Raw genomic sequence first — 24,602 nt, forward strand, 5'->3', positions numbered from 1 at the left:
CGATCGCGATCCTGCCGAACAGCTCAGCTGATCACTGATGGGGGATCAGGTCGGGCCGATCAGATCTCCTTCGAGGACTTGCTCGTCCAGGTCGGCGAGGTGGGCGTGACTGGCTGACGGCGGCATTCGGACATACCACGAACCTTTCGGTGTGGTCAGTAACCACAGGACGCCCACGATCAGGTGACACCGGCGAGTTGGAGTTTCGTGCGACGCGAACTGGGTCCACTGTGGAGTCATGACATCCGCGAGAATCGGAATCGGCAGTGCGCTTCTGGCGTTCGCTCTCCCGTTCACGGCAGCCGGCGTCGCCACCGCGCAACCCGACACCGCGCAGGTCGTGACCAGTCTGGTGCTTGAGGTCCGCCCTTCTGTCGGCCAACCTGGAAGTGCCGTACCGGTGTCTAGAAGTGCCGTACTGGTGTGTTATCCCTTCGTGGGCGGCACACATTCGAACGCGGAGAGCGCGTGCCGGGAGCTCGGTGCGGTAGGTGGGGCGTTCGACTCGCTGTCCGCTGACCCGCAGTCCGCTTGCCCCGCGGTCGAGGATCCCGTGGTGGCGACCGCGACCGGCGTGTGGTGTGGCAGGCAAGTCCGCTGGGAGCGTACGTTCGGCAACAGCTGTGTGTTGCGTACCACCACCGGGTCGGTTTTCGCGCTTTAGCGAGTGGGCAAGACGTCCTGCGGCTTGTCGGACGCCGCCCGCTGCTGCGCAGGTCGTGTCTGACAGTGTCAGGTGTCAACGGCGCGCGAATCTTGGATCTGGCACGGTTCCGTGACGACCGACCGATAGTTGATCATGTTGTGTGCTGATCACGGAGTCGTTCCGCGCAGCCGGATGGCCACCTCGCCGAAGTCGGCCTCGGCCTCCATGCCAGGCCGGTGTGACTGGGGCACGAACACCTCAGCCGGCCCATGCCCGGCCTCGGTCCGGATCTCCGGCTTGCGGGCCGCGACGTAGGCCCGGACCACCTGATAGGACACGTCGATCATGGTGTGTTCGTCGCTCAGCCGGGCGAAGATCCGCTTCACCGTGTGCCGCTGTTTGCGCGGCGCATCCAGGCCGGCACGCAGGATTTCGTCGATCATCGGCTTGAACGGATCCACCTTCGACGGACGCGGTGGCGGCGGCTTCTTCCGCGGCTCCGGTCAAGCCGAGGCCACCGCCTTGACCACCGTACGCAGCCCGACGCCGTACTTGCGTTTCGACGCACGCCCGGACAGCCCAGCACGGGCATCCCCGGCGGATCGCCGAGCACGAACATCCTTCCACCGCAAGCAATCCCCCGCGGGTCAAATGCCACCAACACCGGCCCCACGACCGCGCCAGGTGCGGTCACCACCGACCAACAACTGCGGTCACTTCGGGCAGGCAGAATCACGCGGTCCTGCTCGACAGTGCCGGATACGCCTTGCGGGACACGGCCGACGCCATCGTGTCCCGCTGACTGCCGTGTCCTGCGACAAGCTGCCGGTCGTGTTCGCGGATCTGGCTCGAGCGGCACCGAGAATCCACCGCTTGCTCAGCGGGGCTTGATGCGAGCACTCATCAGCTATCCCGATTGGCGCGCACACCCCAGGTGATGACCAGATCGTCGCGGATCTCAGTGATCACCGTGCACGCCCTGGCCGGGCCGCGCCGAGCGTCCAGTCCGTACTCGGCCGGCCAGAGGAGCACCGGTCTGTTGGTGAGCTTGCACACCACTTCGACTTCGGTCCAGCACTGCCAGAAGGTCGACGTGGTGTCGACGGGGTAACGCCTCGCCATCGCCGAAGGCATCGGTTGCCCGGTCGTTTCCGCATCAACGGCTATCTGGGCTCGAAACGGCGTGGCCTTCGGCAGCCACACGACCGTCCTGCCATCACTGAGGTGGGAACGAGCACCGCCGGGCGGCGCCGTGACACGTTCAAGGACATGGGTGGACAGCGGAGCGTCCCGCAGCAGGCGATCGACAGATGTCATGCGCTGCTCCCACCGTCGACGGGAATCGCTTGACCGTTGATGTCGACGCGCTCCAGCAGGAGAACCCGGACAACCGGCACGATTCCACCGGTATCGGTGAGATTACCTGTGGAGTTCGCCAGGTGACGGCCTGTATCTCGGTGCCGCCGAGCGGTGCGGACATGGCCGAGAGGAAGAAGCCGGGAGCTACACAGTTCACCAGGGCGCGCCCGCGCAACTCGCGGGCGAGGCTGCGGCAGGCCGCTTCGAGCCCGGCTTTGGCTGCCGCGTACAGGCTCAATCCGGGATGAGCGCGCTGCGCGCTGATCGATGTGAGGACGTCGGCATGACCAGGGCACCGGTGTTCCGCACCGAGGGAATCGAGCACACCCGGCGGTTCCTGAACTGGGTGCGATGCCACGAAGCCGAGATCCGGCACGTGGCCGAGGGCACCAGCACACGGGTGCGCCTGGTGGAGATCCGTCCGCAGGTCCTGGGCACAACCGTGTACCTGCGCTTGCGGTTCACCTGTGGTGACGCCATGGGGATGAACCTCGCAACGGTGGCGTGCGACCACGTCGTGCGCGAGGCGATCGAACCCGGCACCGGGGCATCGTGTGTGGCACTGTCCGGAAGCTTCTGCGTGGACAAGAAGGCCTCTGCGGTCAACATGCTGGAAGGCCGCGGCAAGCGGATCCACGCCGAGGTCACCTTGGACGCCCACCAGCTGGTCACGGTCCTGAAGACCACCGCGGTGGCCCTGTGCGAGGTCCAGTACCGCAAGAACCTGCTCGGGTCGATCATGGCCGGCGCGATGGGCGGCTTCAACGCCCACTACGCGAACATGGTGGCGGCGTGTGGCTCCCACAGGCCTGAACCTTCCCGCTACTCGACCTTGAAGTGTCAAGGGCGGGAGCGAGCGTCCGCTGGCGGTCATGCGGGTGAGTTCGCCGGCGTCGTGTCGCTGGCGGATCTGGCGGAGGAACTCGTCGGGTGATCCACGACGAGTACACCATCGAGCAGGTCGGCGAGCGGCTTGGTCAGGTTTTGCACCACGGTGCGGCCACCGCCGTCGTGCACTCGTTCCTCCCCGTGTAGGCGGATCCGCCCGTGTAGGCGGATCCGCCCCACCACGTCGCGATACTCGCCCACGATCGACCGGGTGGTCCGGCTCCCGGCGGGTTCGAGATCGGCTCGTGACCGTTCGATCGGGTCCAACTCCCGCGAGAACCATCCTGTCCCGGACCTGCCGCACCGCGCCGTCCGGTGCGCGACCGGCCCACTGCGGGTTTCCTTCGAAAGTGGGAACCTCCCTCGCGTCCAGTGGTTTGAGACGGCACTTCGACCGGACCACCTCGACACTTGTCGGCATGCAGGCAGCCGCGCGTGTTCGGAGACGGCCGTGAATGTCGCGGTAGGCGCTGCTCTGCCATCGCGAACGCTGATCACCAGGACCCGGTTCGGGTCAACTCCCAGTTCGGTCACGAAAGGGATGACGCGTGGACCTGTCGGAATACTTCCACGCCCTGCGAGCTCGCTGGCGATGGGTCGTCGCCGGACTGCTGCTGGGCCTGGGCGTGGCGGCCACGGCGGTACTGGCCACCATCCCCGTCTACCAGACGAGCACACAGCTCTTCGTCTCGACCCAGCAGAGCAAGGATGACATCGAGCTGTACTCCGGCAGCAGCTTCTCGCAGCAGAGGGTGAAGTCCTACACGCAGATCGTCACCACCCCAAGGGTCCTCCGTCCGGTGATCGAGGAGTTGGGGCTGGACACCACCCCCGACCAACTGGCTGAGCAGATCGTCGTCAGCTCCCCGTCCGACACGGTGCTGGTGGACATCGCCGTGCGCGACACCGACGCGGCTCGTGCGGCCCGGATCGCGAACGAGATCAGCGAGTCGTTCGTCGCGGTCGTCGACCAGTTGGAGCGCAGCGCCTCACAGCCGTCTCCGGTGCGGATCAGTTCGGTGCGTCAGGCGCTCGAGCCCACCGTGCCGGTGCTGCCCGCGACCACCCTGACCCTGATCATGGGCGTGGTGCTCGGTTTCGTGCTGGGCGCGATCGCCGCGCTGGTGCGGCACACGACCGATACCTACGTCCGCACGGAACGTGATCTGGGTGGCGTCGTGAACGCTCCCATCCTCGGTGAGATTCCGTTCGACCGTCAGTCCGCGGACCAGCCGTGCAGCCCGACGCTCATTGACCAGCCGCAGGGCGCAGCCGCCGAGGCGTACCGCGCGCTGCGCACCAACCTGCAGTTCGTCGAGGCGGCGGGCCAACTCAACTCCCTGGTGGTGACCTCATCCGTGGCCAGGGAGGGCAAGAGCACCACCGCGATCAACCTCGCGCTCGCGCTCGCCGACAACGGCCTGAAGGTGGTCGTGGTCGACGCCGACCTGCGTCGGCCCAAGATCGCGCACTACCTGGGGCTGATTGACACCGTGGGGCTGACCACCGTGCTGCTCGGCAAGATCGATTGGCGGGCCGCTCTGCAGAAGTGGGGCGGGCAGCTCCACGTGCTGGCCGCGGGCGATGCACCGCCGAATCCCAGCGAGCTGCTCAGCACGCAGCGCATGACCGACCTGCTGCGCCAGCTGGAGAGCGAGTTCGACCTCGTCATCCTCGACGCACCACCGCTGCTGCCGGTCACCGACGCGGCGCTGCTGTCGACCTGTGCTGGTGGCGCCGTCGTGCTCGCGAGCTCCGGCAGGGTTCGCCGGGACCAGTTGTCCAGGGCACTGCGGTCGCTGGAGATCGTCGGGGCCCGGCTGCTCGGTGTCGTGCTCAACATGCTGCCCGCATCACCCCGGACCGGTGCGACCTACTACACGAACAGCTACTACACGACGACCTATCGTCCGCGTTCCCGGTGGCGGCGTCTGTTCGGTGGTGCGCCATCAGCGCCCGCGCAGCCGGAGACGGTCGAGGATCTGCGCAGCAAGTCGGCCGCGATATCGTGACTCCTCGCCCGCGGCGTGGGGCTCAGTACGCCCCCACGCCGCGGACGACGACCCAGATGGTCTTCCACAGGATCACCAGATCGGTGGTGAACGACCAGTTCTCCACGTAGTAGAGGTCGAGTGCGAGCCCGTCGTGCCAGTTCAGGTCTGAGCGTCCGCTGATCTGCCACAGCCCGGTGAGCCCCGGCTTGACCAGCAGCCTGCGCCGGGTGTCTTTCGCATAGCTGAGCACCTCATCCGGCAGCGGGGGACGCGGGCCGACCAGGCTCATCCGGCCCGTGATCACGTTGAGCAGTTGCGGCAGCTCGTCCAGCGAGTAGAGCCGCAGGCGCCTGCCCACCCTGGTCACCCTGGGATCTGCCTGGATCTTGAACAGCGGTCCGTCGGAGTCGTTGTGCGCGGCCAGCTCGTCGCGGCGAGCCTCGGCGTCCGGCACCATCGTGCGGAACTTCCAGATGCGGAACTCCTTGCCGTGCTTGCCGATCCGCCATTGGCGGTGGAACACCGGCCCTTTCGAGTCCAGGGTGATCAACACCGCGATCGTCAGGAACACCGGGACGAGGACGACAACGCCCACCAGGGCCACCGTGAAGTCGAACGCCCGCTTGGCCACCCGCCGGGCACCGATCAGCGAGGGTTCCTCGATACACAGCAGCGGAAGCCCCGCCACCGGCCGGGTGTGCACTCTCGGGCCGGCGATCGCGGTCAGACCGGGCATGATCACCAGCTGCATGTCGGTGCCCTCGAGCAACCAGCCGAGCCGGCGCAGCACGGACGGACCGATCGCACCGCACGCGGCCACCGCGATCACCGACGCGAACTGGCGGCGCGCCATGCGCAGGATGCTGCGCGCCAGATCGGTTTCGTCGCACTCGTCGGGCACCACGTACGTGCCGACCACGGCGTATCCCACCGCCGGCAAGGCACGGAGTTGTTCGGTCAACTCCGTGACTTGGGCCGGCGCGCCGACAACGAACGTCCTGCTCGACCATTCGCCGTCCCGGCGGAGGATGTACAGCCACTGCCGCCACAGCCACCGCGTGAGCAGCAGCGCCGCCATGCCGATCGGGATCGCCTGCACGAGGTATGCCCGGACGAGCTCATTGCGGGACAGGTAGGCCAGTACGGTTACCGAGCCCGCCACGTTGATCGTCGCGGCCGCCACGCGTTTGTACTCCTCCTGGCCCACACCGAGGACGTGCTGGTCCCTGCTGGCGAACAGCGACAGCGCCATCCACCACGCCGCGGCGGCACCGATGGTGACGAGGATCTGGACACGTGGGTGTACGAGCGCCATCGGGCCTCCCACGGCCTTGGCGACGATGGGTACTGACGACACCGACCAGAGCACGACAGCCGCGTCGGACCACGTGAGAAACCGGCGGTAGCGAAGCCACCACGGCTGATCGAAGTCGATCACGGCCACCTCCACCTGCGGATCGCGGTCATTGTCGTTGAGCCGACGTCGGCGCGATGCGGCTGTCACCTCATCGTGTTAGCCGTGTTGCCATCGCGGACCGGGCTTCTACGCTCGATTCCATGGGCGACACCGGCAGTTCCCCTTCCGCTGATGCTGACATCGACGACCTGTTGGGGGCTGACGCCGACGATCACTCGACACAGTGCGAGCGCCGGCGCAGGAGCATCATCGTCGTGCAGATCGGCGTCGCCCTGGTCGCATTCTTCGTGCTGGTCGCCGTCGGTTTCATGTGGAGCGTGCAGAACTCCCTCACGTCGTCGGTGCGCACGTTGCCCATGGACGCGCTGGACAATCTGCCCTCGCGTCCTCCTCAGCAGATCGAAACGGCGACGGGAAGAGCACCCGCCACCCTGCTGTTGCTCGGGTCGGACCGCAGGAACGGCATCGACGTGGGGGGCGGTGTCACCGGCCAGCGTGCGGACGCGATCATGCTGGTCCGCTTCAGCGCGGACCGACGGCGCATCGACGTGCTGTCGATACCGCGCGACGCGTGGGTCGACATCCCGGGACGAGGCGTAGGGAAGATCAACGCTTCGTTCAACGAGGGCGCGGGTCCGGCCGTGCAGACCGTGGAAGCGCTCACCGGCATCCGTGTCGACCACGTGATCGTCATCGACTTCACCGGGGTGCGGCAGCTCACCACAGCACTCGGCGGAGTCACGGTGATCAACGAACACGGGGGCGTCGACCCGCTGACCGGTATGCATTTCGCAGCAGGGCCCATCGTGTTGTCGGGCGACCGCGCGCTCACCTTCCTCCGGTGGCGCTACAACCTGCCCGGCGGCGACTTCGGCCGCATGGCGCACCACCAGGCGTTGGTCGGTGCGGTCGCCGTGCAGTTGCGCCGCTCCATCGTGGTCACCAATCCCGTTGTGCTGCACGACATGGTGAAGATCATCGGTTCCCACCTGACCGTCGACGCGCAGCTCACCCGCGAGAAGATGAGTGAGCTGATGACAGACGTCCTGACCGTGCCGAAGGAAGGCGTCCGTTTCTACATCGCGCCGTCCGTGGGATTCGGCCGCGGCCCGGTGGGGGAGTCCTACGTGGAGCTTGACCACGCCGCGCTGCGCGCGGCGTGCGCGGCGATTCGCGACGACCAACCCGTTTCGCTTCCTCCCACGCCCATCACGCTTCCTTGAGCTAAGGGTTCACCGAGTCGGCCGCGCGCTGGGCCACCGCTGCGCCGCGAGCGGCCGCGTGCGCCAGTGGGAGCCAGCTCACGACGGTCCTCCGTGGACGCCGAACGCGTTTGGTCAGTCTTAGGGCGACAACCGCGGCCAGCAGGCTGCCCACACCGGTGGCAAGCCAGTACAGCAGCGGCACGCTGATGCCGAACAGCTGTTGCTCGGCATGGGTCAGGGGTACGAGCAGTGTGCCGGCGACGCCGATCGAGATGGAGCCGAGGAAGCAGACGCACCTGACGTTCACAAGAAGCTCCCGGTGAGTCTCAACTGTGCCGCGTACAGCAGACCGGTGACCTGATCCACGCTACGCACAATGGTCTCGGCCGTCCGATGGAGTGTGGCGGCTGGTCGTCCGACGGGATCGGGAATGTCGTGATCACCGCGCTGGACCGGCGCGGCGGCACCGCGTTCCCGGATGGTCCGGTGCACGAGCGACGCCAGTTGCCCGGCCGGATCGGTGGCGTCGCACACGCGGACGCGATCCACGCACTTGGCCAGCTCCCGCAACGTCACGGTGTAGGTCAAGGCCAGTGGCCGCATCCTGAGCGCCTCGGCCAGTTCGGCGCGGGTCATGGTCACCACGACGTCGGCCTCCTCCAACAGGGCGGGAGTCAGCGCACGAGAACGGAAGTCCGCGCAGGCCGGATCGTCGTCGGTCAGCAATCGCACGTACTCCTTCACCATCGGGCGACCGGGAATGGCGCGCACGCCGGCACTGCGCACCGAGAACAGCGGCTCCAGTCCTCGCCTGCGCAGCACGGTCTCGAAGTGCCTGTGCGCCAACGGAGAGCGACACTCGTTGGCGTTGCAGACGAACAGCACGTTCAATCGGTCGGTCACTTTGCCTCCCGCTTCACGAGATCCTCCACCCAACGTCCGTATGCGGCCACCGCGTCCCGCTCACAGAGCACGGCGTCGGCGTAGCGGCGGCCGTTCTCACCCAACCAGCGAGCGCGGACGCGATCGTCGCCCAGTTCGAGGACGGCGTCGAGCAGAGCCGACGGCTCACCGGGTGGTACCCGGACTCCGGCGCCGGACGAGGTTAGTTCCGCGTTGGCCGGGCTGTCCGGATCGGTGACGGCAACCACCGGCCGGCCCGCGGCGAAGTACGACGTGAGCTTGCTCGGTACCGACATGGTGCGCAGGCCGGGGCGTTCGTTGACCAGCAGCACGTCGGCCGCGGCGAGGAGGTCCGGGAAGCGATCCTCCGCCACTGGCGGCGACACCGACACGGTCGGCACGCCCACCGCTGCCTGCACCACGTCATGACGTTGAGCGCCGTCCCCGACCAGTACGAAGTGGATCGGAACGGATCGCTCATCCGCCAGGCGAGCGGCTCGCACCACCGAGGTGAGGTCCTGCTTGGCGCCCATGTTTCCCGCGTGCAGCACCACCAACCGGTCGTCCGGCCAGCCGAACTCGCGCCGCACCAGTGCGCGGTCGGCGGTTGGTGGCCGGATGTGCGTCCAGTTGCGGATCACCGTGATGTGGTCGGAAGCGACGTCGTGGACGTCGCGCAGTGTGCGTTCAAAGTGGTCGTGCACCGCGACAATGCCGTCGGCGCCGCGCAGCAGCGCCCCCTCCGCGCGCAGGACGGCCGAGCCCGCGCGCCCTCCGAGCGCGCCGATCTCCGCGATGCTGTTGGCGTAAATGTCCTGCACCACGACACCGAACGGTGCCCCGGCCCGCCGGGCGATCCACCGGGCCGCAGCTGTTGACAGCAACGAGGGACTCACCCCGATCACCACGTCGAAGGTGTGCCACTCTCGGCCGATCGTGCGCAGCAGCGCGTGCAGTGCGAACGACGCCTCGTGGACGATCCGGCCGGGCCCGGTGGAGCTGGACGGCACGTGGTGGCGGAGCCGGGTGATCGCCACGTTCCCGTCGGTCTCGTGGCGAACCAGCCTGCGGTAGCCTTCAGCCACCCTCCATTGTGGATAGTACGGGTATCCCGCGATCACGGTGACCCGATGACCCGCGTCCGCCAGTCCGCGGGCCACACCCGTGGTGTATGGCGCGATACCAGTGTGCTCGGGAGCGTAGTTCAGACCGACGATCAGGATCCGCTTGCCGTCACTCATCCGCGCACAGTCTCCCTGTTGTCGAGGAACCACTTGTAGGTCGCGGCGATGCCCTCGACCAGACCGATCGTCGGCCGCCAGCCGAGCGCGGTCATCCGCGACACGTCGAGCACCTTGCGGGGTGTGCCGTCCGGGCGGGACGGGTCGAAGACGATCTCACCGCGGTAGCCGGTCACCTCGGCGATCAACGAGGCCAGCTCGGCGATGCTCAGGTCGGAGCCCGTGCCGACGTTGATCGGGTCGTCGTCGTCGTAGTGCCGCAGGAGTGTCGTGCATGCGGCGGCCAGATCGTCCGCGTGCAGGAACTCGCGGCGCGGAGCACCCGACCCCCATACCGTTACCGAGGCGGCACCGGACTCGGCCGCCTCGTGGAACCTGCGGATGAGGCCGGGCAGCACGTGCGAGTGCTCGGGGTGGAAGTTGTCACCGGGGCCGTAGAGGTTGGTCGGCATCGCCGAGATCCACGCCAGCCCGTCCTGCCTGCGCACCGCGCGCACCTGGGTGATGCCCGCGATCTTCGCGACTGCGTACGCTTCGTTGGTCTGCTCGAGGGGGCCGGTGAGCAGTGTCGACTCGCGGATCGGCTGCGGGGCGTGCTTGGGATAGATGCACGACGAACCAAGGAACAGCAGCCGGGGGACACCGAGCCTGCGCGCCGCGTCCATGACCGAAACCTGGATGCGCAGGTTGTCGGACAGGAAGTCCGCCGGGTGCGCGTTGTTGGCCGCGATGCCGCCGACCCGCGCCGCCGCGAGCACGACGATCTGGGGCCGGTGCGCCGCCATGAACTCCCACGTGCGATCCGAGTCGCGCAGCTCCAGTTCGGCCGATCGAACGCCGATCACCTTCCGGAAGCCCTCTCCGCGCAGCCGCCGCGCGATGGCCGATCCGGCGAGTCCCGCGTGGCCGGCCACGAACACCGGCTGGTCATAGTCAATCGTTTTGTCGGGCACAGTACCCCTTTCAGGTGAAGCTACCCCGCATCGATGTGCAAGCGGGGCGGATCGGCATATCTACTTGGTGTCGTTACTCCAATCGAATAACTGGCTTCGAGGCTAGGTGGGCCGATGAGACGGGCTATGATTTCCGGTATCACGGGTCAGGATGGCAGCTATCTCGCGGAGCTGCTCCTGGAAAAGGGCTACGAAGTGCACGGAATCGTGCGACGCGCCAGCAACTTCAACACCGCGCGTATCGAGCACCTCTACCAGGACCCTCGGATCTCACTTACTAGGCTGAAACTGCACTACGGCGACCTTACGGACAGTTCTCGGTTGAGCGCGCTGCTCGCTGAAATCGAGCCTGATGAGGTGTACCACCTCGCGGCGCAAAGTCACGTTCGAGTGAGTTTTGACGAGCCGGTGCACACGGCGGATACAACGGCCCTCGGGACCGTGCGCTTTCTCGAAGCGATTCGCGTGGCCGAACTGCCCTGCCGTTTCTACCAGGCGTCCAGCTCGGAGATGTTCGGCGATACCCCGCCGCCGCAGAACGAGCTGTCGCCGCTGCAGCCGAGGTCTCCCTATGCCGCGTCGAAGACATTCGCCTACTGGGTAACCCGCAACTACCGCGAGGCGTACGGTGTGTACGCGGTGAATGGCATTCTGTTCAACCATGAAAGCCCACGACGTGGGCCGACTTTCGTCACCCGCAAGATCACTATGGCCGCGGCGCGAATCAGCGTCGGACTGCAGAACGTACTGTACCTCGGCAACCTGGACGCGGTGCGGGACTGGGGGTACGCGCCCGAGTACGTCGACGCGATGTGGCGCACACTGCAGCAGGACGAGCCATCCGACTACGCGGTCGCCACCGGCGTACCCTGCACGGTGCGGGAATTCCTCGGATACGCCTTCGAGCACGTCGGTCTCGACTGGCGGGAGTACGTTCGGTTCGACGAACGTCACCTGCGTCCGACCGAAGTCAACGCCTTGATCGGTGACTCGAGCAAGGCCGAGCGCGAACTCGGCTGGCGGGCCCGTGTGCACAGCGCCGAGCTGGCCAGGTTGATGACGGACGCCGACCTCGTCCTGGCGAAGGAGGAGGCCGCTCTCGCGCACGTCCGTCAGGTCACGCAGTCGAACCGCCGGTCGGCGACCGAACTGCGGCGGGCCGGGATATGACCAGGCGGATCCTGCACGCCGTGGCGAGCGCCGGTGATACCTGCGGCGGTGTGTCGGCGGCGATCGCCTCGCTCGGGGCCGTGGAAAGCGCGGCGGGCCACGACGCCACGCTGGTCACCCTCTACCGGCCCGAGCAGGGCATCACGCTGCTGTCGGGGCTTCCCCGGTGGTACGACGTAGAGCTGGTGCGGCCGGGACGGCTGGCCGGCCGGTTCCACGGTGGCAGCCGACTCACCGAGGCGCTGCGGCGGTTGGTGCCGCAGCACGATCTGGTGGTGCTGCACGGTGTGTTCGATCTGGCCTCGGTGGTCGGCGGACGTACGGCCCGCCGGTTCGGAGTGCCGTACCTGCTCTGGCCACACGGCAGCCTCGATCCGTACGACCTGCGCAAGCACAGCTGGGCAAAGCACAAGCTTGCTTTCCTGTGGCGGGAGAGCCTGGACGGCGCCGCGGCACTGATGTGCACCAGCCAGCGCGAGGCCGATCGCCTCGAGACGTTCGGGGCCACCACCCGCCGGCTGGTCCTGCCGCTGCCGCTGCCCGATGACGTGCAGCCGCTGGACCGGAGGGAGGCACGTCGGCGGTGCCAGCTCCCCGCCGATGCGCGCATCGTGCTGTTCCTCGGCCGGATCGACGCGAAGAAGGGGCTGCTCCCGCTGCTTTCCGGTTTCGCCCGTGCGGCGCAGCCGGAGGATCTGCTGGTCATCGCGGGATCGGGTAACCCGAAGCTGACCGCTCAACTGCGCAGACAGGCGGACGAGCTGCGCTGCCGAGTGATCTTCACCGGATGGGTCGACGGCGCACGCAGCCGCGAGCTGCTGGCCGCGGCCGACGTGTTCGCACTGATCAGCGACAACGAGAACTTCGCGGTAGCCGTCGCGGAGGCCGCTCAGGCCGGTGTGGCCACGTTGATCAGCGACGAGGTGTATCTCGGCGACGAGCTGGTGCCGGCGGGCGCCAGCGCGGTCTGCGGGCGCAGTCCGGACCTGGTGGCGCGGGCGCTGCGCGAACTGCTCGCGGATCCGCACCGCCGCAGACGGATGGGTGCGGCCGGGCGGGCGTGGGCACGCGCCAACCTCCAGGTCTCCGCGGTGGCCGAGACATACCTGGAGCTCGTGGGTGAGGTGATGCGGGAATGCCGGGCATCAGTGTACTGATGCCGTGCTGGAACGCGGGACCGTATCTGCGGTCGAGTGTAGACAGTGTGGTGAGTCAGTTGTCCGATCAGGACGAACTGATCGTGCAGGACGCCTGTTCCACCGACGGATCCGCCGAGGTGCTGGACGCCGCCGCGGCCGCCAACTCCGGCGTGAGCGTCCGGCACGAGCCCGACGGCGGACAGTCTGACGCGCTGAACCGAGCTTTGCGCCGGGCCCGCAACGACCTGATCTGCTGGGTCAACGCGGACGATCTGCTGCTGCCGGGTGCGCTGGACGCGGTGCGCGCCGCGATCTCCGGGCACGGCGCCGTGCCCGATCTCGTCGTCGGAGCATGGCAGATGCTCGCCCCTGACGGCCAGGTCATCCGGCGCCACCCGGCGGCCGCGCTTGAGCGCGGCCGGCTGCTGGTGTGGGGGTGCTACGCATTCTCCGGCGCGGTGCTCATCCGCCGCGACATGCTGGTCGCTTGCGGCGGGTTCACCGAGAACCTGCACTACGTCATGGACTTCGACCTGATGCTCAAGCTCGCCGACACCGCGGCCGACCAGTTGGTGATCGACCATTCGCTGGCCGCGCTGCGCTTCCACACGACAGCGAAGTCCAGCACATGCGGTACCCGGTTCCTCACCGAGGCGTTCGGTGTGCGCTGGCGCGGGCTGCGCGGACCCCGCGAGGTCGTGCGGGCCGCGGCCGGATCGGCACTGCACGCCGTCGGCGTCGCGACCCTCCTGCTCAGGTACGCCCCCACCTACTCCCGGCTCCGAAGGAAGGCCACCTCATCGTGACGCCACGAGTCCTCGCCACCACGCTGTGCTGGCTGTTGCCACCGAGCAGGATGAAGAACGCGCTGCTGCGCGCGCTGGGACACCGGGTGCACCCGAGCGCCCATCTGGGGATTTGCCTCGTCGTCAACACCGGCGAGATCGCTGTCGGTGAGGCCGCCTTCGTGGGGCACGGCAACGTCTTCCGGAGGCTGCGGGCACTGCGCATCGGTGAGGACGCCGTCATCGGACAGCTCAACTGGTTCTCCATCGCGCCGTCGCTGACTCCTGCCAAGGACGGGCTCGGCGGAATGCTGCGACTCGACGACCACGCCGTGATCACCAACAGACACTACGTGGACTGCTCGGGCGGGGTGTGGCTGGCCCGGTTCGCCTCGCTCGTCGGCGTGCGGAGCACCGTGCTGACCCACAGTCTCGACCTGCGGGCGGGCAAGCAGACCACCGCCTCGGTCGTGCTGGCCGAGCACGCGTTCGTCGGCACCAGCTCGACGATCATGCCGGGCACGCGGATGGCCTCGCGGGCGGTGCTCGCCGCGGGTGGCGTCACCGCGCTCGGCGGCCGGTACGAACCGAACACCCTCTACGGTGGCGTGCCCGCCAAGCCGATCAAGAACATCGACGGCGCGTACTTCCACCGGGCGCGGGCGTGGGTCGTGCAATGAGGCCGACGGGAGGCACGGGTGCGCGTCTGGCGCTCGGCCCTGTGCTGGCCGGCATCGGCGCCTGGCTGTTCTTCCCGGCGGTCGGCCGGATCTCGCTGATCGAGATCGCCGCGGTCGCGCTCGCGCCGTGCTGCGTGTTCGCACTGCTGCACCTGCCGAAAGGGCGTGCGGTGATGGCAACGGCCGTGTTGTGGACGATCGGGCTCGTGGTAGGCCAACTGGTACATCCCGCCAACAGCCTCGTGGCGATCAAAGCGGTCGCCGCGGCGGTCGTGCTCGCGCTCACAGTCGGTCTCGTCTGCGCGGTGCTCCTGCAGCACACGAAAACCGGCGACATGGCGACGGCACACCATCAACTCGTCATCGGGTTCGCCATCGGCCAGTTGCTCGGCATGGTCGTCACCCCGCCCGCGGTCTCGGCACTCGATCCGTGGAAGTTCGGCCTCGGTCAGTCGGCCACGCTGCTCGCACTGGTCGCGGTGGAACGGCTGCACCCGGCGGCGCGCCGGGTGGCTGTGCCGTCCGTGCTGCTGATGGCCGCGGGCCTGCACCTCGCCTTCGGCGACCGCAGCCTCGCCCTGTTCGCGGTGCTCATCGCCGTGGCCTCGATGGTGGTGTCGAAACAGGGGCACGGCCGGCTGCTGCTGTTCTGCGTCTCGGCGGTGGGCGCGGCGATGCTGCTCGCTCACCTCTACACGGCACTGGCCGCCGATGGCAGCCTCGGTCCTGCCGAGCAGCAGAAGGTGAGCTTCCAGAACGGCGACTTCGGCATCGCCGTCGGCGGACGCAAGGACGTCGTGTTCCTCATCGCCGGGGCACTGCACAGTCCGCTGATCGGCTGGGGCCCCAGCGCGCTCGTGCCGAGCGAGGTGAAAGCCGGTGCGGTGCGCTGGCTGATCGACCACGGTTACCCGATCTCGAGCTTCGACCTCGTCACCTTCGTGCGACCTGACTCGCTGTACCTGCACTCGATGATCCTCGGCTCGTGGGTTACCGGTGGCCTGCTGGCGCTGCCCTTCTGGTTGCTCGCCACCCTGCTGATCTGCCGGGGACTGCTGCGCGCCCTGCGGGCCCGCGCGATGGCCGAGTCGTACCTGCTGCTGGTCGCGTTGTGGCACGTGTTCCTGTCACCACACGGAGACACCACGAGGGGCCACATCGCGGTCGCGGTCGCGCTTGTCGTGACGGGACTTGCGGCGCACCCGAAGCCAAAGCGCGACGGTCGTGAGGGCACAGCCGATGGCATAGCCGCACGAGGCGCCGACAGCGGGAGCAGCCGGGACAGCGACAGCCCCGACCGCGATCCCACCGAGCCCGCACAGCACGCCGGCCGGAAGCACGACGCTGACGAACGTTTCCGCCCCCTCCGCCTGTAGCTGGACGACCAGTATCTGCGCGACGACTACGATGGCGGCGGCGATCAGGTAGCAGCGGACGGCGGGCACCGCGGCGGCGAACGGCGGACCCGCGACGAGCGGCACGAACGCTCCGGTGAGCGCGAACGCTCCGGCGAGCCCGGCCAGGCTCAGCGCGCCGAGCAGCCGGAGGGTGCCGATGGCGGATCGGTTCCCCGCCGCGAGAGCGGGCAGTGCAGCCGTGCTCGCCGCATTCACGAGGAACAGCAGCGGACCGAGCATCCGCGCGCCGACGGAGTACAGGCCGGCCTGCTCGGCACCCGCCACCGCGGCAACCACCGCTGCATCGAGCAGGACGAGGTTGCCCGCCACGGTCGATCCGGCGAACCGCAGCCCGTATCCGATCGTCTTGTGTAGCCGGATGCGTTCCCCTCGCCGGGCGGTGCGCAGGCTGAGCATCATCACCGCGGCCACTACCAGGGCTCCGGCGAGCAGTCCTCCGCACATGGCGACCGCGCCTCCGGCTCCGAACTGCCGCGCGATGAGCGCGACGACCAGCGCCACAGATCGTTCGGCGACCGGGCACGCCGCGCTACGGCCGCTCAAACCGAGGACCTGCCAGCACGACTGGATGATCAGCGTGGTCGCGCGCACCGCCGCGTAACCGAGAGCGAGGACGAGCGTGAGGTCACCCGTGACGAGACCGATGATCGCGATCAGCGGCAGCAGCACCAGCGGTTTCCCCACGACCACCGAACGGAGGTCGTCCGGTTGGAGTTCGCCTCGTCCACCGTCCCGCAGCACCCTGATCGACGCGCCCGCGTCGAAGAGGTGGGTTGCCGCGACGGCAACGCCGTAGCAAACAACGGCGACACCGAACTCAGCGACGCCGTCGCGAGCCACCACGAGCAGCAGCACGGTGGTGATCGCCTGTGCGGCGAGCTGTCCGCTGCCGATCGTGGTGACTGTCGCGAGGACCGAGCGCGACGCACCTCGGCGTAAGCCACCCGAAGGTGTGGTAGCGGATCGTCTGAAGCGCGACATGATCCAAGTATGTCCACAATCGACGGAGCAGGATGGTGTACGGCAGGGAAGTTCGCCGCTTCGGAGGATGTGGTTGACGTGGCAGGTGATCTCTCCCGACTGCTGCCCGGCAGGGTGAGAACCATGGTGAAACGCACCGCCAACCGGTTCGGCATCGACATCACGCGCAATCCGTTCCCCCGGCGCCTGGCGACCCTCTGCGACCTGCTCGACGTGCGCGCTGTCCTGGACGTGGGCGCGAACGCCGGTCAGTACGCCACTCTGCTCCGCGACGCGGGCTACCGGGGCGAGATCGTGTCCTGCGAACCGCTGGCCGCACCGTTCGCCGCCCTGAGTGCACGTGCCGCGAACGATTCTCGATGGCACGTCGAGCAGTTCGCCCTCGGCGCGGAGGCGGGCACGGTGCCCGTGCACGTCGCGGCCAACTCGTTTTCCTCGTCCGTGTTGCCCATGTTGGACGCACACCTCAACGCGGCTCCTGAGTCCCGGTACGTTGGCGTCGAGGAGTCCACGATGTCCACAGTGGATGAAATGCTCGCCCGACACGGTCTCGACCCCGCACGCACCTTGCTCAAGATCGACGTGCAGGGCTATGAGTGGGAGGTTCTCCGCGGCGCGGCGCGCTCGCTGTCCGGGCTGCTCGCCGTACAGGTGGAGCTGTCCACGGTCTCGCTCTACGCGGGGCAACGCCTGATGGGCGACATCGTCGACCTGCTCGTCGGCCACGAATTCGTCCAGTGGACGCTGGAACCGGGGTTCAGCGACCCCAGGAGCGGGCGGATGCTGCAGTGCGACGGCGTTTTCGTCCGATCGAGCGCTGTCGAAGAGCCGCGGTGATGGCGGTCCGCCTGCCGAGACCGTCGATCGCGGTGCACGCCGATCCCCACCCGGTTCGCCGCGTGCGGATCGCGCTGGTCCGGAGGATCGCCTCTGCGCACGCTTCGGTCACCACGGGCAGGCTGCTGATGCCCGTGCTCGCCGTACTGGATCGGCTGCTGCCGCCGAGCCCGCTTCCGGCGCTGCGCGCGGAACTCGCCCAGGGGGTGGAGATGCGGCTGGACGGCGCCGGTGCGGTGGCCAGAAGCGCCCTGATTGGAGCCGGATACGAGCACCGGGAGGTCGAACTGCTGGCCACCGCGGTTCGGCCGGGCGGCCTGTTCGTGGACGTCGGGGCGAACATCGGCTGGTTCAGCCTGCTGATCGCCCACAACCGGCCCGAGTCGGCGGTCTGGGCGATCGAGCCGATTCCGGCGACGGCCGATCTGCTGACCGAGCACGTGCGCGCCGCGGGCCTGGACACCGTCCGTGTGCTGCGGTGTGCCGTCGGCGCCACTCGAGGATCAGCACTGTTCGAGATCACGAGTGACAACGCCTACGCGCACCGCACCGAACTTCCGCATGCCGAACATCCGTGCGGCGGCAGGGTTCGTTGCGACGTCGCGCCGCTCGACGAGCTGTGGCGGGAGGCCGGATGCCCGAGGGTGGACGCGGTGAAGATCGACGTGGAGGGCGTCGAGGTCGACGTGCTGGCCGGCGCTCGCGCGCTGCTGGCCCGCGACCGGCCGATGCTGGTCGTCGAGGTGCAGTCCGACCGCGCGGCCGAGGCCGTCACGGCCGAACTCGCTCCACACGGCTATCGCCGACGGCACCACGCGGGAGTCCTGCCCTACAACGCCTGCTTCTACGCCGATTCCTGATGGGCCGGATCCTGATCATGCGAACCGGAGATGACGCGACCGGGGTTGCCTACTACCGTGGCCGCCTCGGGCACGTCGTGCAGCACCACGGTTCCCGCGCCGATCCACGCTCCCGAACCGATGTGCACATCACCGAGGACGGTGGCCCCCGCGCCGACGAAGACGTCGTCACCGAGAGTCGGGTAGGCGGGTGTTCTGCCGCGGCCGAGCCGCTCGCCCAGGGTGATCCTCTGGCAGAGAAAGGCATTGCGGCCCACCACCGCGCCCGCACCGATCACCACGCCGTTGGGATGTTCCATCCGCAGCCCCGGCCCGATCTCGCATCCGGGCACGAAGTCCGCGCCGGTGAGCACGTGCGCCAGCGACCGGACCAGCGGAGCGAACCGCGACCGCCGTCGGCCCCGGCCCATCCACTGCTGCACCCGCAGCAGCGCCACCGCGAGCACACCGGGCCTGGTCGCGAGCAGCCACAGGACACGACCGAGCGAGCACGACGGCCGGGCGGTGGCCGCGGTGAGATCGGCCCGCCACGCCGCTCGCAGCGAAAGGTGGTGCGGATCAGCCATCCCAGATCATCTCCCAACGCACAACGATCAGGAGGATAGGACGCATGACGCACGCTGACTGGCTTCGCGCGGTGGCACAACACCAAAGTGTGGCGCACGGTGCCGGACACGACCACGTGCCTGGCTCGCCGCACCTGCGGCACGCGGCGTTGCACAGTCGCGTCGTCACCGCGTGCCGCTCCGTGGTGGCAGACGTGCTGCGCGAGCGGGGCAGCTGCCGGGTGCTGGAGATCGGCGCGGGGCACGGCGTGTTCACCGACCACCTAGCCGCGCTCGGCGCCGAGGTGTGGGTGACCGAGATGAGCAGGGCCAGCGTCGACGTGCTGCGTTCGCGGTTCAGCGGTTACGAGCGGGTGCACGTGGTCCACGACGAGGACGGCACCGGCGTCGCACGCGGGCCGGAGGTCGACGTCGTGTTGTACATATCGGTGTTGCACCACATACCCGACTACCTCGGCGCGGTCACCGCCGTGCTCGACCGCGTCGCGCCCGGCGGCGCGTTCGTCAGCTTCCAGGACCCGCTGTGGTATCCAAGGCGTTCCAGAACCTCGCTGCTGGCCGACCGCGGTGCTTATCTGCTGTGGCGCCTGACCAGGGGCAACCTGCGTCGGGGCGTCGCGTCGATGGTGCGCCGAGCGCGCGGGGCCTACGACTTGAACAACCCGTCGGACACGGTCGAGTACCACGTGGTGCGCGACGGCGTCGACGAGCAGGCCCTGATGGCCGTGCTCGAACCACGGTTCGCAACGGTCGACCTGCATCGGTACTGGTCCACGCAGGCGCGCTGGCTGCAGTGGCTCGGGGAGCGGATCGCCCCGGCCAACACCTTCGGCGTCGTGGCGACCGGTGGACGCCCGTGATCGACCGCCCGGACCGGTTTGGGGTGGCGCCCATCCGCTCGGCCAGCGCATGGCGACCTGCTGATCGAAGTCGAATCGGCAGCGGATCACTCCCGCCAGCCACTGCACGGGGTTGAGGCTGGCTCCCGCGGTGAGGTGGGCCAGCACCTCGCGGACGGTGAACCGGTCACACGACGACCGAGTGACCCACTGCCGGTCGGGCAACTCCGCGAGCTGGCTAGCCTCGTCTTCCGCACATGAGAACGGGTGAGTTGATCAGGCAGGTCGATTGCCTGCCCGATCACGGGCTCTGCCAGGGTGTTCGATCGGGGATCAACCCAGTTGTCAATGGCCATTCGTTCTTGGCTCTGCACAACGGACCGCCCCGAGTCGGGTGGAGGCTCTGATACCTGGAAGGGGTGAGGAGCTATGGCGCCACCGAGGAAGTACTCGTTTGAGCTGCGGGAGCGTGCGGTTCGGATGGTCTTTGAGTTGCGTGGGCAGGGCGAGCGGACGGGTGTGATCGCTCGGGTTGCGGATCAGCTCGGGGTGCATCGGGAGGCGTTGCGGACGTGGGTCCGGCAGGCCGAGGTCGATGGCGGGAAACGGCCGGGGACGTCGACGAGTGATGCTCAGCGGATCGCCGATCTTGAACGTGAAGTGCGTGATTTGCGGCGGGTGAACGACATTCTGAAGGGCGCGTCGGCGTATTTCGCCCGTGAACTCGACCCCAGGCTGCCGCGCTAGTGCCAGTCGAGTTCATTGATATCCATCGCGAGCAGTTCGTGTGGAGCCGATCTGTGCTGTGCTGGAGTGTGCGCCGTCCACGTATTGGGCGGCGAAGAAACGGGAGTCGAGTCCGTCGGCTCGCGCGGTCCGGGATGAATGGTTGAAGAAGGAGGTCTCGAGGGGGGTGGCACGGGCCTGGGCGTGGTCTGTACGGGGGCGTTCGATACACATCCATCTGCTCTGCGGAACGACTTGACCAGATCGGCGCTGCGCGCTCGGTCGGCAGCAAAGGCGACTCGTATGACAATGCCGCCGCCGAGTCGCTCAACAGTCTCTGCAAGAAGGAGCTCATCGACTTCCGCGGAGGCTGGAAAAATGCGACGGACGTGACGCTGGCCACGATGGAATGGGTTTCCTGGTACAACTCGGAAAGGCTACGTTCTTACTGCGGGAACACTCTTCCGGCCGAGTGCGAGGAGACGTTCCACCGGGCGGCCGCCGACATCGGCGCAGCAGTCTGAAACCAACTGATCCGGCCTCCAACTTTGCCGGGGCGGTCCAGTTCACCTGGCGTGGAGTGCTGACGGGTGGCGCGGTTCTGGTCTTCGCGATCATCGCGGGCGTATTCCTGCTCGACGACTGGACGGCGTTCCTGTCCTGGGGCTCGCTGAGCCTTGTGCTGACCATCGTGGTGTTCGTCTCGCAGTGGCACTACATCCGGCGCGGACCTTCCCCCGGCTGCCCGCGAGCATGCGTGATGGCACCACCCCTCGTCTGACTCGTCCGATGACGGGTAGCCGGTGAGGATCGGTCCGCAGGTGGCTGAGTTCAAGGCGCCGCGCGCAGCGCGGCCCTGCGACGAAGTCCGATGGGTGGGTGAGGAGCCAAGATGGCCCAACATCGAGCTGAGCAGACGAAACAGGCGAGCGGCTGGTACTCACACCTTGAAGGTGTCTTCGAGTATCAGCCGCTCGCCTGTTGATGTTGCCCATGTTTTGCGTGCCCCCGGCAAGGCACCATGCAGACCTGCTCACCACTTCGGCTCAGCGTCTGACCGGCAAGTTGGTGCTTGAGAGCAGCTTCGTCGTGGACGAGCCGCGGGGTGGGCGATGAACAGCCAGGTGGGGCGCAGGGCTGGCGAACTGACTGTCGATCCTTGGTCTCTTGCTCGGCATCAGGCACCTCGCACTCGCCGGCGCCTCCGACGAGGTTCTGCGTCCAGCTCGTCGTCAGTTGATGTTCGCGAGCGCGGTCACGTTGGCGTTGAACATTGCAGACCCTATCGCCGCTGGCGAGTACGGAAAGGCGGCGTTCGACGCCGTTGGGCCCCTGTTGCTGATCGGTTGGGCAGAGGTCGGCCCAGGTGTGCTGCACGCGATCAAGGTAGCTGCTCCGTCGATTGCTGCTGGTTGTGCAGGTGCCGATTGCCAGCACGACAACCAGCAGCAGGAGGTCACGGAGTGTGGGATACAGCTGAACGAAGCCGAGCGTCTTGAGCCGGACCCGCACCAGTCGCGTGCGCGGGCGACGCACGGCTACCCGATAGAGGCGTACCTCGACGGGGCGAGAGCCGAGGATGCAGCTCATCGTGCCGCTCATCAGAAGCCGATCTCTGCTGAGAACCTGCGGGCGCGATTGCGGATCGGCGCTGCCCCTGCCCGTCAGCTGGTCAAGATCGCTCGGTCGAGTTCGCTGGGCAGAAGGTCGCCGTGGTCGGTGGCGGCAACACCGGTGTCCAGATCGCCGCCGACCTTGTGACGCACGCCGGGCTGACCTGGATGACCTGCCGACCGCCGCGGTACATGCCGGACGAGATCGACGGCAAGGCGCTGTTCGACATCGCCATCCGACGCGGCAGCGTCAGGTAACTCGGCGACATCGTGGCGGTGCCGCCAGTTCGAGAGGCGTGTGACAGCCAGCTGCTCGTGGCGACACCAATGGACACCGAGGCCCTGTCGGCAGCCGATGTCGTGATGTAGTGCACCGGGTTCCGGCCTACGCTCACGCATCTTGCGTCGCTGAAAGTGCGGAATGGCTGAACGACTCATCGACCGGCTGCTCATCATCAACGAGCGTCACCTCAAGTCAGTGCTGAACCGCCAGGTGTCCCACTACAACACCGTCGACCACACCGAGAGCGGCACCACACTCCACCGCGACCGGGTTGCCCGATCCCAGAACCCGGCTGTAGCTACGTACGTCGTCGGCGAGCGGTCGGCGGCTTGATCAACGAGTACGAGTCGGCAGCGGCTTGATGCGCAGGCCAGGCCTGTTGAGCCGTGTTTGGGTAACCACAGGTGTTCTAGGCCGACGGTTCAAGTCGCGGCGTCGCTGACCGTGGATCACCATTCTTCGGTGTGATCACGAGTAGAACTGCTTGGGTCGGGACTCCGGACAGGACATCGATGACTGGTACAGACGTCGCGGCGCGGATCGCGGAGTTGCGGGGCGCGGATGCGGTCGACGCCGCTGAGCTGGATGCGCTGTGGGACGCGTTGGCGCCGGTGTGTGCGGAGGAGATCCTCGGCCGCTGGAAGGGTGATAGCTTCGCCACCGGCCATCCGTGGCGTGTGCTGCTGGTGGCGTGCCGGTGGTACGGCAAGCACCTCAACGCTGTCGACGACGTGAAACCGCTCATCTGCCGTGCCGAGGACGGCAGCCTCTACTCCAATGTGGACCTGACTGGTGGTGAGGCGAGCCTGTGGAACGTCGAGTTCCGCGGTGAGGTGACAGCGACGGTCGTGTACGACACCATGCCGGTCCTTGATCACTTCAAGCGGGTGGACGAAGACATCCTGCTGGGTGTGATGAACGGCAAGGCCCCGGTCCTGCACAACGGGCACCACTTCTACTTTCTGTTGGAGCGGCAGGCGTGAGGACCACTACGGCTGCGTTGTCCCGTGGCTTGGCTGGTCCGTTCTCCGTCGAGCCGATCCAGGTAGCCGATCCGGTCGGCGACGAGGTGCTGGTCCGTGTCGTGGCGGTTGGCGTCTGCCACACCGACCTCACCGGTCGGCTGGCGAGCGCGCTCGGAGCGCCGGTGTTGCTCGGCCACGAGGGTGCGGGCGTCGTCGAGGAGGTCGGTCCGGACGTCACTGGTATCCGGCCGGGTGATCATGTGGTGCTTAGCTTCCGCAGTTGTGGCCGGTGTGGGAGGTGTGTGGCGGGGCGGCCCGCCTACTGCGCTGAGTGGCAGGCGCTCAATGCGTTCGGTCGTCGTGGTGACGGAAGTCCCATGGTGTGCGCGGGCGGCAGACCGGTGATGGCGGGGTTCTTCGGTCAGTCCAGTTTCGCCGGCTACGCACTGGCGCATCAGGACAACGTGGTCGTGGTGGATCCGGGAGTGGACTTGGCCGTCGCCGCCCCGTTCGGTTGCGGTTTCCAGACCGGTGCTGGTGCGGTGCTCAACGTGTTGCGGCCCGACGAATCCTCCACTGTGGTCGTGTACGGCACCGGTTCGGTCGGACTGGCCGGACTGCTGGCCGCCCACGGGTCGGGCGCACGGACCATCGCGGTCAACCCCTCCGCGCCGCGGCGGGAGCTGGCTCTGCGGCTCGGGGCCACCCACGCACTGGACCCCACCGGCATCGACGTCGCTGCCGCGATCGCCGACCTCACCGGGGGCGGCAGCACGCATGCGCTGGACACCACGGGCGTGCCTGCGGTCATCGCGTCCGCGGTCAAGGCCCTCGCTCCGACCGGGACCGCGGTCGTTGTCGGCCTGGGGCTTGCCGAGCTGACAGTGGATGTACTGGACCTGCTGTACGGCGGGAAAACCCTGCGTGGTTGTGTCGAAGGCGACGCGGTGCCCCAGACGTTCATCCCCCACCTCCTCGACCTCTACGCGGCGGGCCGGTTGCCCGTCGACCAGCTCATCACGACCTTCCCGCTGGCACAGATCAACGAAGCAGTAGCGGCCCAGCAGGCGGGCGAGGTTGTCAAAGCGGTGCTGATGCCTGAGATGCCGTGCTGATAGCGGTGCCGCCGCCAGG

The 24,602-nt window shown here is 67.7% G+C and carries 29 protein-coding genes; 19 read left to right on the plus strand and 10 right to left on the minus strand.

Annotated features, from left to right (window positions below; genetic code table 11):
- The first annotated feature begins 238 nt into the window (after positions 1 to 238).
- Positions 239 to 664, plus strand: a complete 426-nt coding sequence (locus C8D87_RS49335) for an SSI family serine proteinase inhibitor (protein ID WP_112230642.1) — start codon at positions 239 to 241, stop codon at positions 662 to 664.
- Positions 665 to 813: 149 nt separating this feature from the next.
- Here C8D87_RS49335 and C8D87_RS37085 read toward each other — a convergent pair whose 3' ends face one another.
- The 3 genes from C8D87_RS37085 to C8D87_RS49340 all read right to left on the minus strand — a co-directional run bounded on the left by C8D87_RS37085 (position 814) and on the right by C8D87_RS49340 (position 2,363).
- Entirely contained in the window at positions 814 to 1,107 is a 294-nt protein-coding gene (locus C8D87_RS37085) for a hypothetical protein (protein ID WP_112230644.1), read from the minus strand.
- A gap of 442 nt (positions 1,108 to 1,549) precedes the next feature.
- Positions 1,550 to 1,963: a hypothetical protein gene (locus C8D87_RS45430; protein WP_146771981.1), complete on the minus strand. Its 414-nt coding sequence runs from the start codon at positions 1,961 to 1,963 to the stop codon at positions 1,550 to 1,552.
- On the minus strand, positions 1,908 to 2,363 hold the full coding sequence (locus C8D87_RS49340; protein ID WP_411711527.1) for an SDR family oxidoreductase: 456 nt from the start codon (positions 2,361 to 2,363) through the stop codon (positions 1,908 to 1,910). Before C8D87_RS49340 ends, C8D87_RS45430 begins: the two co-directional genes overlap by 56 nt.
- On the opposite strand from C8D87_RS49340, the gene C8D87_RS46450 reads away from it, so the two are divergent.
- Both C8D87_RS46450 and C8D87_RS37100 read left to right on the plus strand, forming a co-directional pair.
- A complete protein-coding gene (locus C8D87_RS46450; protein ID WP_267899914.1) occupies positions 2,250 to 2,939 on the plus strand; it encodes a hypothetical protein in 690 nt (229 codons plus the stop codon). The genes C8D87_RS49340 and C8D87_RS46450 overlap by 114 nt on opposite strands.
- 502 nt (positions 2,940 to 3,441) lie before the next feature.
- A complete protein-coding gene (locus C8D87_RS37100) occupies positions 3,442 to 4,905 on the plus strand; it encodes a tyrosine-protein kinase domain-containing protein (RefSeq protein WP_109634963.1) in 1,464 nt (487 codons plus the stop codon).
- A 22-nt stretch (positions 4,906 to 4,927) separates the two neighbouring features.
- Here C8D87_RS37100 and C8D87_RS37105 read toward each other — a convergent pair whose 3' ends face one another.
- On the minus strand, positions 4,928 to 6,325 hold the full coding sequence (locus C8D87_RS37105; protein ID WP_211337239.1) for a sugar transferase: 1,398 nt from the start codon (positions 6,323 to 6,325) through the stop codon (positions 4,928 to 4,930).
- 119 nt (positions 6,326 to 6,444) lie between these two features.
- Between C8D87_RS37105 and C8D87_RS37110 the strand changes: the two genes are divergently transcribed.
- On the plus strand, positions 6,445 to 7,527 hold the full coding sequence (locus C8D87_RS37110; protein WP_170154857.1) for an LCP family protein: 1,083 nt from the start codon (positions 6,445 to 6,447) through the stop codon (positions 7,525 to 7,527).
- Position 7,528: 1 nt separating this feature from the next.
- Here C8D87_RS37110 and C8D87_RS37115 read toward each other — a convergent pair whose 3' ends face one another.
- Genes C8D87_RS37115 through C8D87_RS37130 form a run of 4 tightly spaced genes read right to left on the minus strand, consistent with a single transcriptional unit; the run spans position 7,529 to position 10,606 of the window.
- Positions 7,529 to 7,816 carry a hypothetical protein gene (locus tag C8D87_RS37115; protein ID WP_112230648.1) on the minus strand — a complete coding sequence of 96 codons (288 nt, stop codon included), beginning with the start codon at positions 7,814 to 7,816 and terminating at the stop codon, positions 7,529 to 7,531.
- A complete protein-coding gene (locus tag C8D87_RS37120) occupies positions 7,813 to 8,412 on the minus strand; it encodes an arsenate reductase/protein-tyrosine-phosphatase family protein (RefSeq protein ID WP_170154856.1) in 600 nt (199 codons plus the stop codon). The genes C8D87_RS37115 and C8D87_RS37120 overlap by 4 nt, the downstream gene beginning before the upstream one ends.
- A complete protein-coding gene (locus C8D87_RS37125) occupies positions 8,409 to 9,653 on the minus strand; it encodes a glycosyltransferase family 4 protein (RefSeq protein WP_170154855.1) in 1,245 nt (414 codons plus the stop codon). Before C8D87_RS37125 ends, C8D87_RS37120 begins: the two co-directional genes overlap by 4 nt.
- Positions 9,650 to 10,606: a GDP-L-fucose synthase family protein gene (locus C8D87_RS37130; RefSeq protein ID WP_233439392.1), complete on the minus strand. Its 957-nt coding sequence runs from the start codon at positions 10,604 to 10,606 to the stop codon at positions 9,650 to 9,652. Before C8D87_RS37130 ends, C8D87_RS37125 begins: the two co-directional genes overlap by 4 nt.
- Positions 10,607 to 10,732: 126 nt before the next feature.
- Here C8D87_RS37130 and gmd point away from each other — a divergent pair, with 126 nt between their 5' ends.
- The 7 genes from gmd (at position 10,733) to C8D87_RS37170 (ending at position 18,476) form a co-directional block, all read left to right on the plus strand.
- Complete coding sequence (gmd, locus tag C8D87_RS37135) at positions 10,733 to 11,776, plus strand: GDP-mannose 4,6-dehydratase (protein ID WP_233439391.1); 1,044 nt, start codon at positions 10,733 to 10,735, stop codon at positions 11,774 to 11,776.
- Positions 11,773 to 12,933, plus strand: coding sequence for a glycosyltransferase (locus C8D87_RS37140; RefSeq protein WP_112230650.1), 1,161 nt, complete (start codon positions 11,773 to 11,775; stop codon positions 12,931 to 12,933). Before gmd ends, C8D87_RS37140 begins: the two co-directional genes overlap by 4 nt.
- Positions 12,933 to 13,721 (plus strand): glycosyltransferase, encoded by a 789-nt coding sequence (locus C8D87_RS37145; protein ID WP_233439411.1) that lies wholly within the window; start codon positions 12,933 to 12,935, stop codon positions 13,719 to 13,721. Before C8D87_RS37140 ends, C8D87_RS37145 begins: the two co-directional genes overlap by 1 nt.
- Positions 13,718 to 14,380 carry an acyltransferase gene (locus C8D87_RS37150; RefSeq protein WP_109634949.1) on the plus strand — a complete coding sequence of 221 codons (663 nt, stop codon included), beginning with the start codon at positions 13,718 to 13,720 and terminating at the stop codon, positions 14,378 to 14,380. The genes C8D87_RS37145 and C8D87_RS37150 overlap by 4 nt, the downstream gene beginning before the upstream one ends.
- Positions 14,377 to 15,756, plus strand: a complete 1,380-nt coding sequence (locus C8D87_RS37155) for a hypothetical protein (protein WP_146231480.1) — start codon at positions 14,377 to 14,379, stop codon at positions 15,754 to 15,756. Before C8D87_RS37150 ends, C8D87_RS37155 begins: the two co-directional genes overlap by 4 nt.
- A gap of 1,146 nt (positions 15,757 to 16,902) precedes the next feature.
- Entirely contained in the window at positions 16,903 to 17,616 is a 714-nt protein-coding gene (locus C8D87_RS37165; RefSeq protein WP_170154853.1) for an FkbM family methyltransferase, read from the plus strand.
- The gene (locus C8D87_RS37170; RefSeq protein ID WP_109634939.1) at positions 17,616 to 18,476 is read left to right on the plus strand and encodes an FkbM family methyltransferase; all 861 of its coding nucleotides are present in this window, start codon (positions 17,616 to 17,618) and stop codon (positions 18,474 to 18,476) included. Before C8D87_RS37165 ends, C8D87_RS37170 begins: the two co-directional genes overlap by 1 nt.
- Here C8D87_RS37170 and C8D87_RS37175 read toward each other — a convergent pair.
- The gene (locus C8D87_RS37175; RefSeq protein ID WP_109634936.1) at positions 18,461 to 19,042 is read right to left on the minus strand and encodes a serine O-acetyltransferase; all 582 of its coding nucleotides are present in this window, start codon (positions 19,040 to 19,042) and stop codon (positions 18,461 to 18,463) included. The two genes, C8D87_RS37170 and C8D87_RS37175, sit on opposite strands and share 16 nt — an antisense overlap.
- Positions 19,043 to 19,086: 44 nt before the next feature.
- Between C8D87_RS37175 and C8D87_RS37180 the strand changes: the two genes are divergently transcribed.
- The 4 genes from C8D87_RS37180 to C8D87_RS37195 all read left to right on the plus strand — a co-directional run bounded on the left by C8D87_RS37180 (position 19,087) and on the right by C8D87_RS37195 (position 21,388).
- A complete protein-coding gene (locus C8D87_RS37180) occupies positions 19,087 to 19,902 on the plus strand; it encodes a class I SAM-dependent methyltransferase (protein ID WP_109634934.1) in 816 nt (271 codons plus the stop codon).
- Between the two features lie 408 nt (positions 19,903 to 20,310).
- Positions 20,311 to 20,628, plus strand: coding sequence for a transposase (locus C8D87_RS49345; protein WP_411711528.1), 318 nt, complete (start codon positions 20,311 to 20,313; stop codon positions 20,626 to 20,628).
- 242 nt (positions 20,629 to 20,870) lie between these two features.
- Positions 20,871 to 21,131 (plus strand): integrase core domain-containing protein, encoded by a 261-nt coding sequence (locus C8D87_RS49350; protein WP_411711529.1) that lies wholly within the window; start codon positions 20,871 to 20,873, stop codon positions 21,129 to 21,131.
- Between the two features lie 56 nt (positions 21,132 to 21,187).
- On the plus strand, positions 21,188 to 21,388 hold the full coding sequence (locus tag C8D87_RS37195) for a hypothetical protein (protein WP_112230652.1): 201 nt from the start codon (positions 21,188 to 21,190) through the stop codon (positions 21,386 to 21,388).
- 185 nt (positions 21,389 to 21,573) lie between these two features.
- On the opposite strand, the gene C8D87_RS45435 is transcribed toward C8D87_RS37195, so the two are convergent.
- Entirely contained in the window at positions 21,574 to 22,209 is a 636-nt protein-coding gene (locus tag C8D87_RS45435) for a hypothetical protein (protein ID WP_146771982.1), read from the minus strand.
- A 110-nt stretch (positions 22,210 to 22,319) separates the two neighbouring features.
- On the opposite strand from C8D87_RS45435, the gene C8D87_RS46455 reads away from it, so the two are divergent.
- The 4 genes from C8D87_RS46455 to C8D87_RS37210 all read left to right on the plus strand — a co-directional run bounded on the left by C8D87_RS46455 (position 22,320) and on the right by C8D87_RS37210 (position 24,583).
- Positions 22,320 to 22,478: a hypothetical protein gene (locus C8D87_RS46455; protein WP_170166727.1), complete on the plus strand. Its 159-nt coding sequence runs from the start codon at positions 22,320 to 22,322 to the stop codon at positions 22,476 to 22,478.
- A 163-nt stretch (positions 22,479 to 22,641) separates the two neighbouring features.
- Positions 22,642 to 22,836 (plus strand): hypothetical protein, encoded by a 195-nt coding sequence (locus C8D87_RS37200; RefSeq protein WP_233442474.1) that lies wholly within the window; start codon positions 22,642 to 22,644, stop codon positions 22,834 to 22,836.
- A 179-nt stretch (positions 22,837 to 23,015) separates the two neighbouring features.
- Entirely contained in the window at positions 23,016 to 23,486 is a 471-nt protein-coding gene (locus C8D87_RS37205; RefSeq protein ID WP_112230654.1) for a DUF4334 domain-containing protein, read from the plus strand.
- On the plus strand, positions 23,483 to 24,583 hold the full coding sequence (locus C8D87_RS37210) for an NAD(P)-dependent alcohol dehydrogenase (protein ID WP_112230656.1): 1,101 nt from the start codon (positions 23,483 to 23,485) through the stop codon (positions 24,581 to 24,583). Before C8D87_RS37205 ends, C8D87_RS37210 begins: the two co-directional genes overlap by 4 nt.
- Positions 24,584 to 24,602: the final 19 nt, after the last annotated feature.

This window comes from Lentzea atacamensis (assembly GCF_003269295.1).
Lineage (GTDB): Bacteria > Actinomycetota > Actinomycetes > Mycobacteriales > Pseudonocardiaceae > Lentzea > Lentzea atacamensis.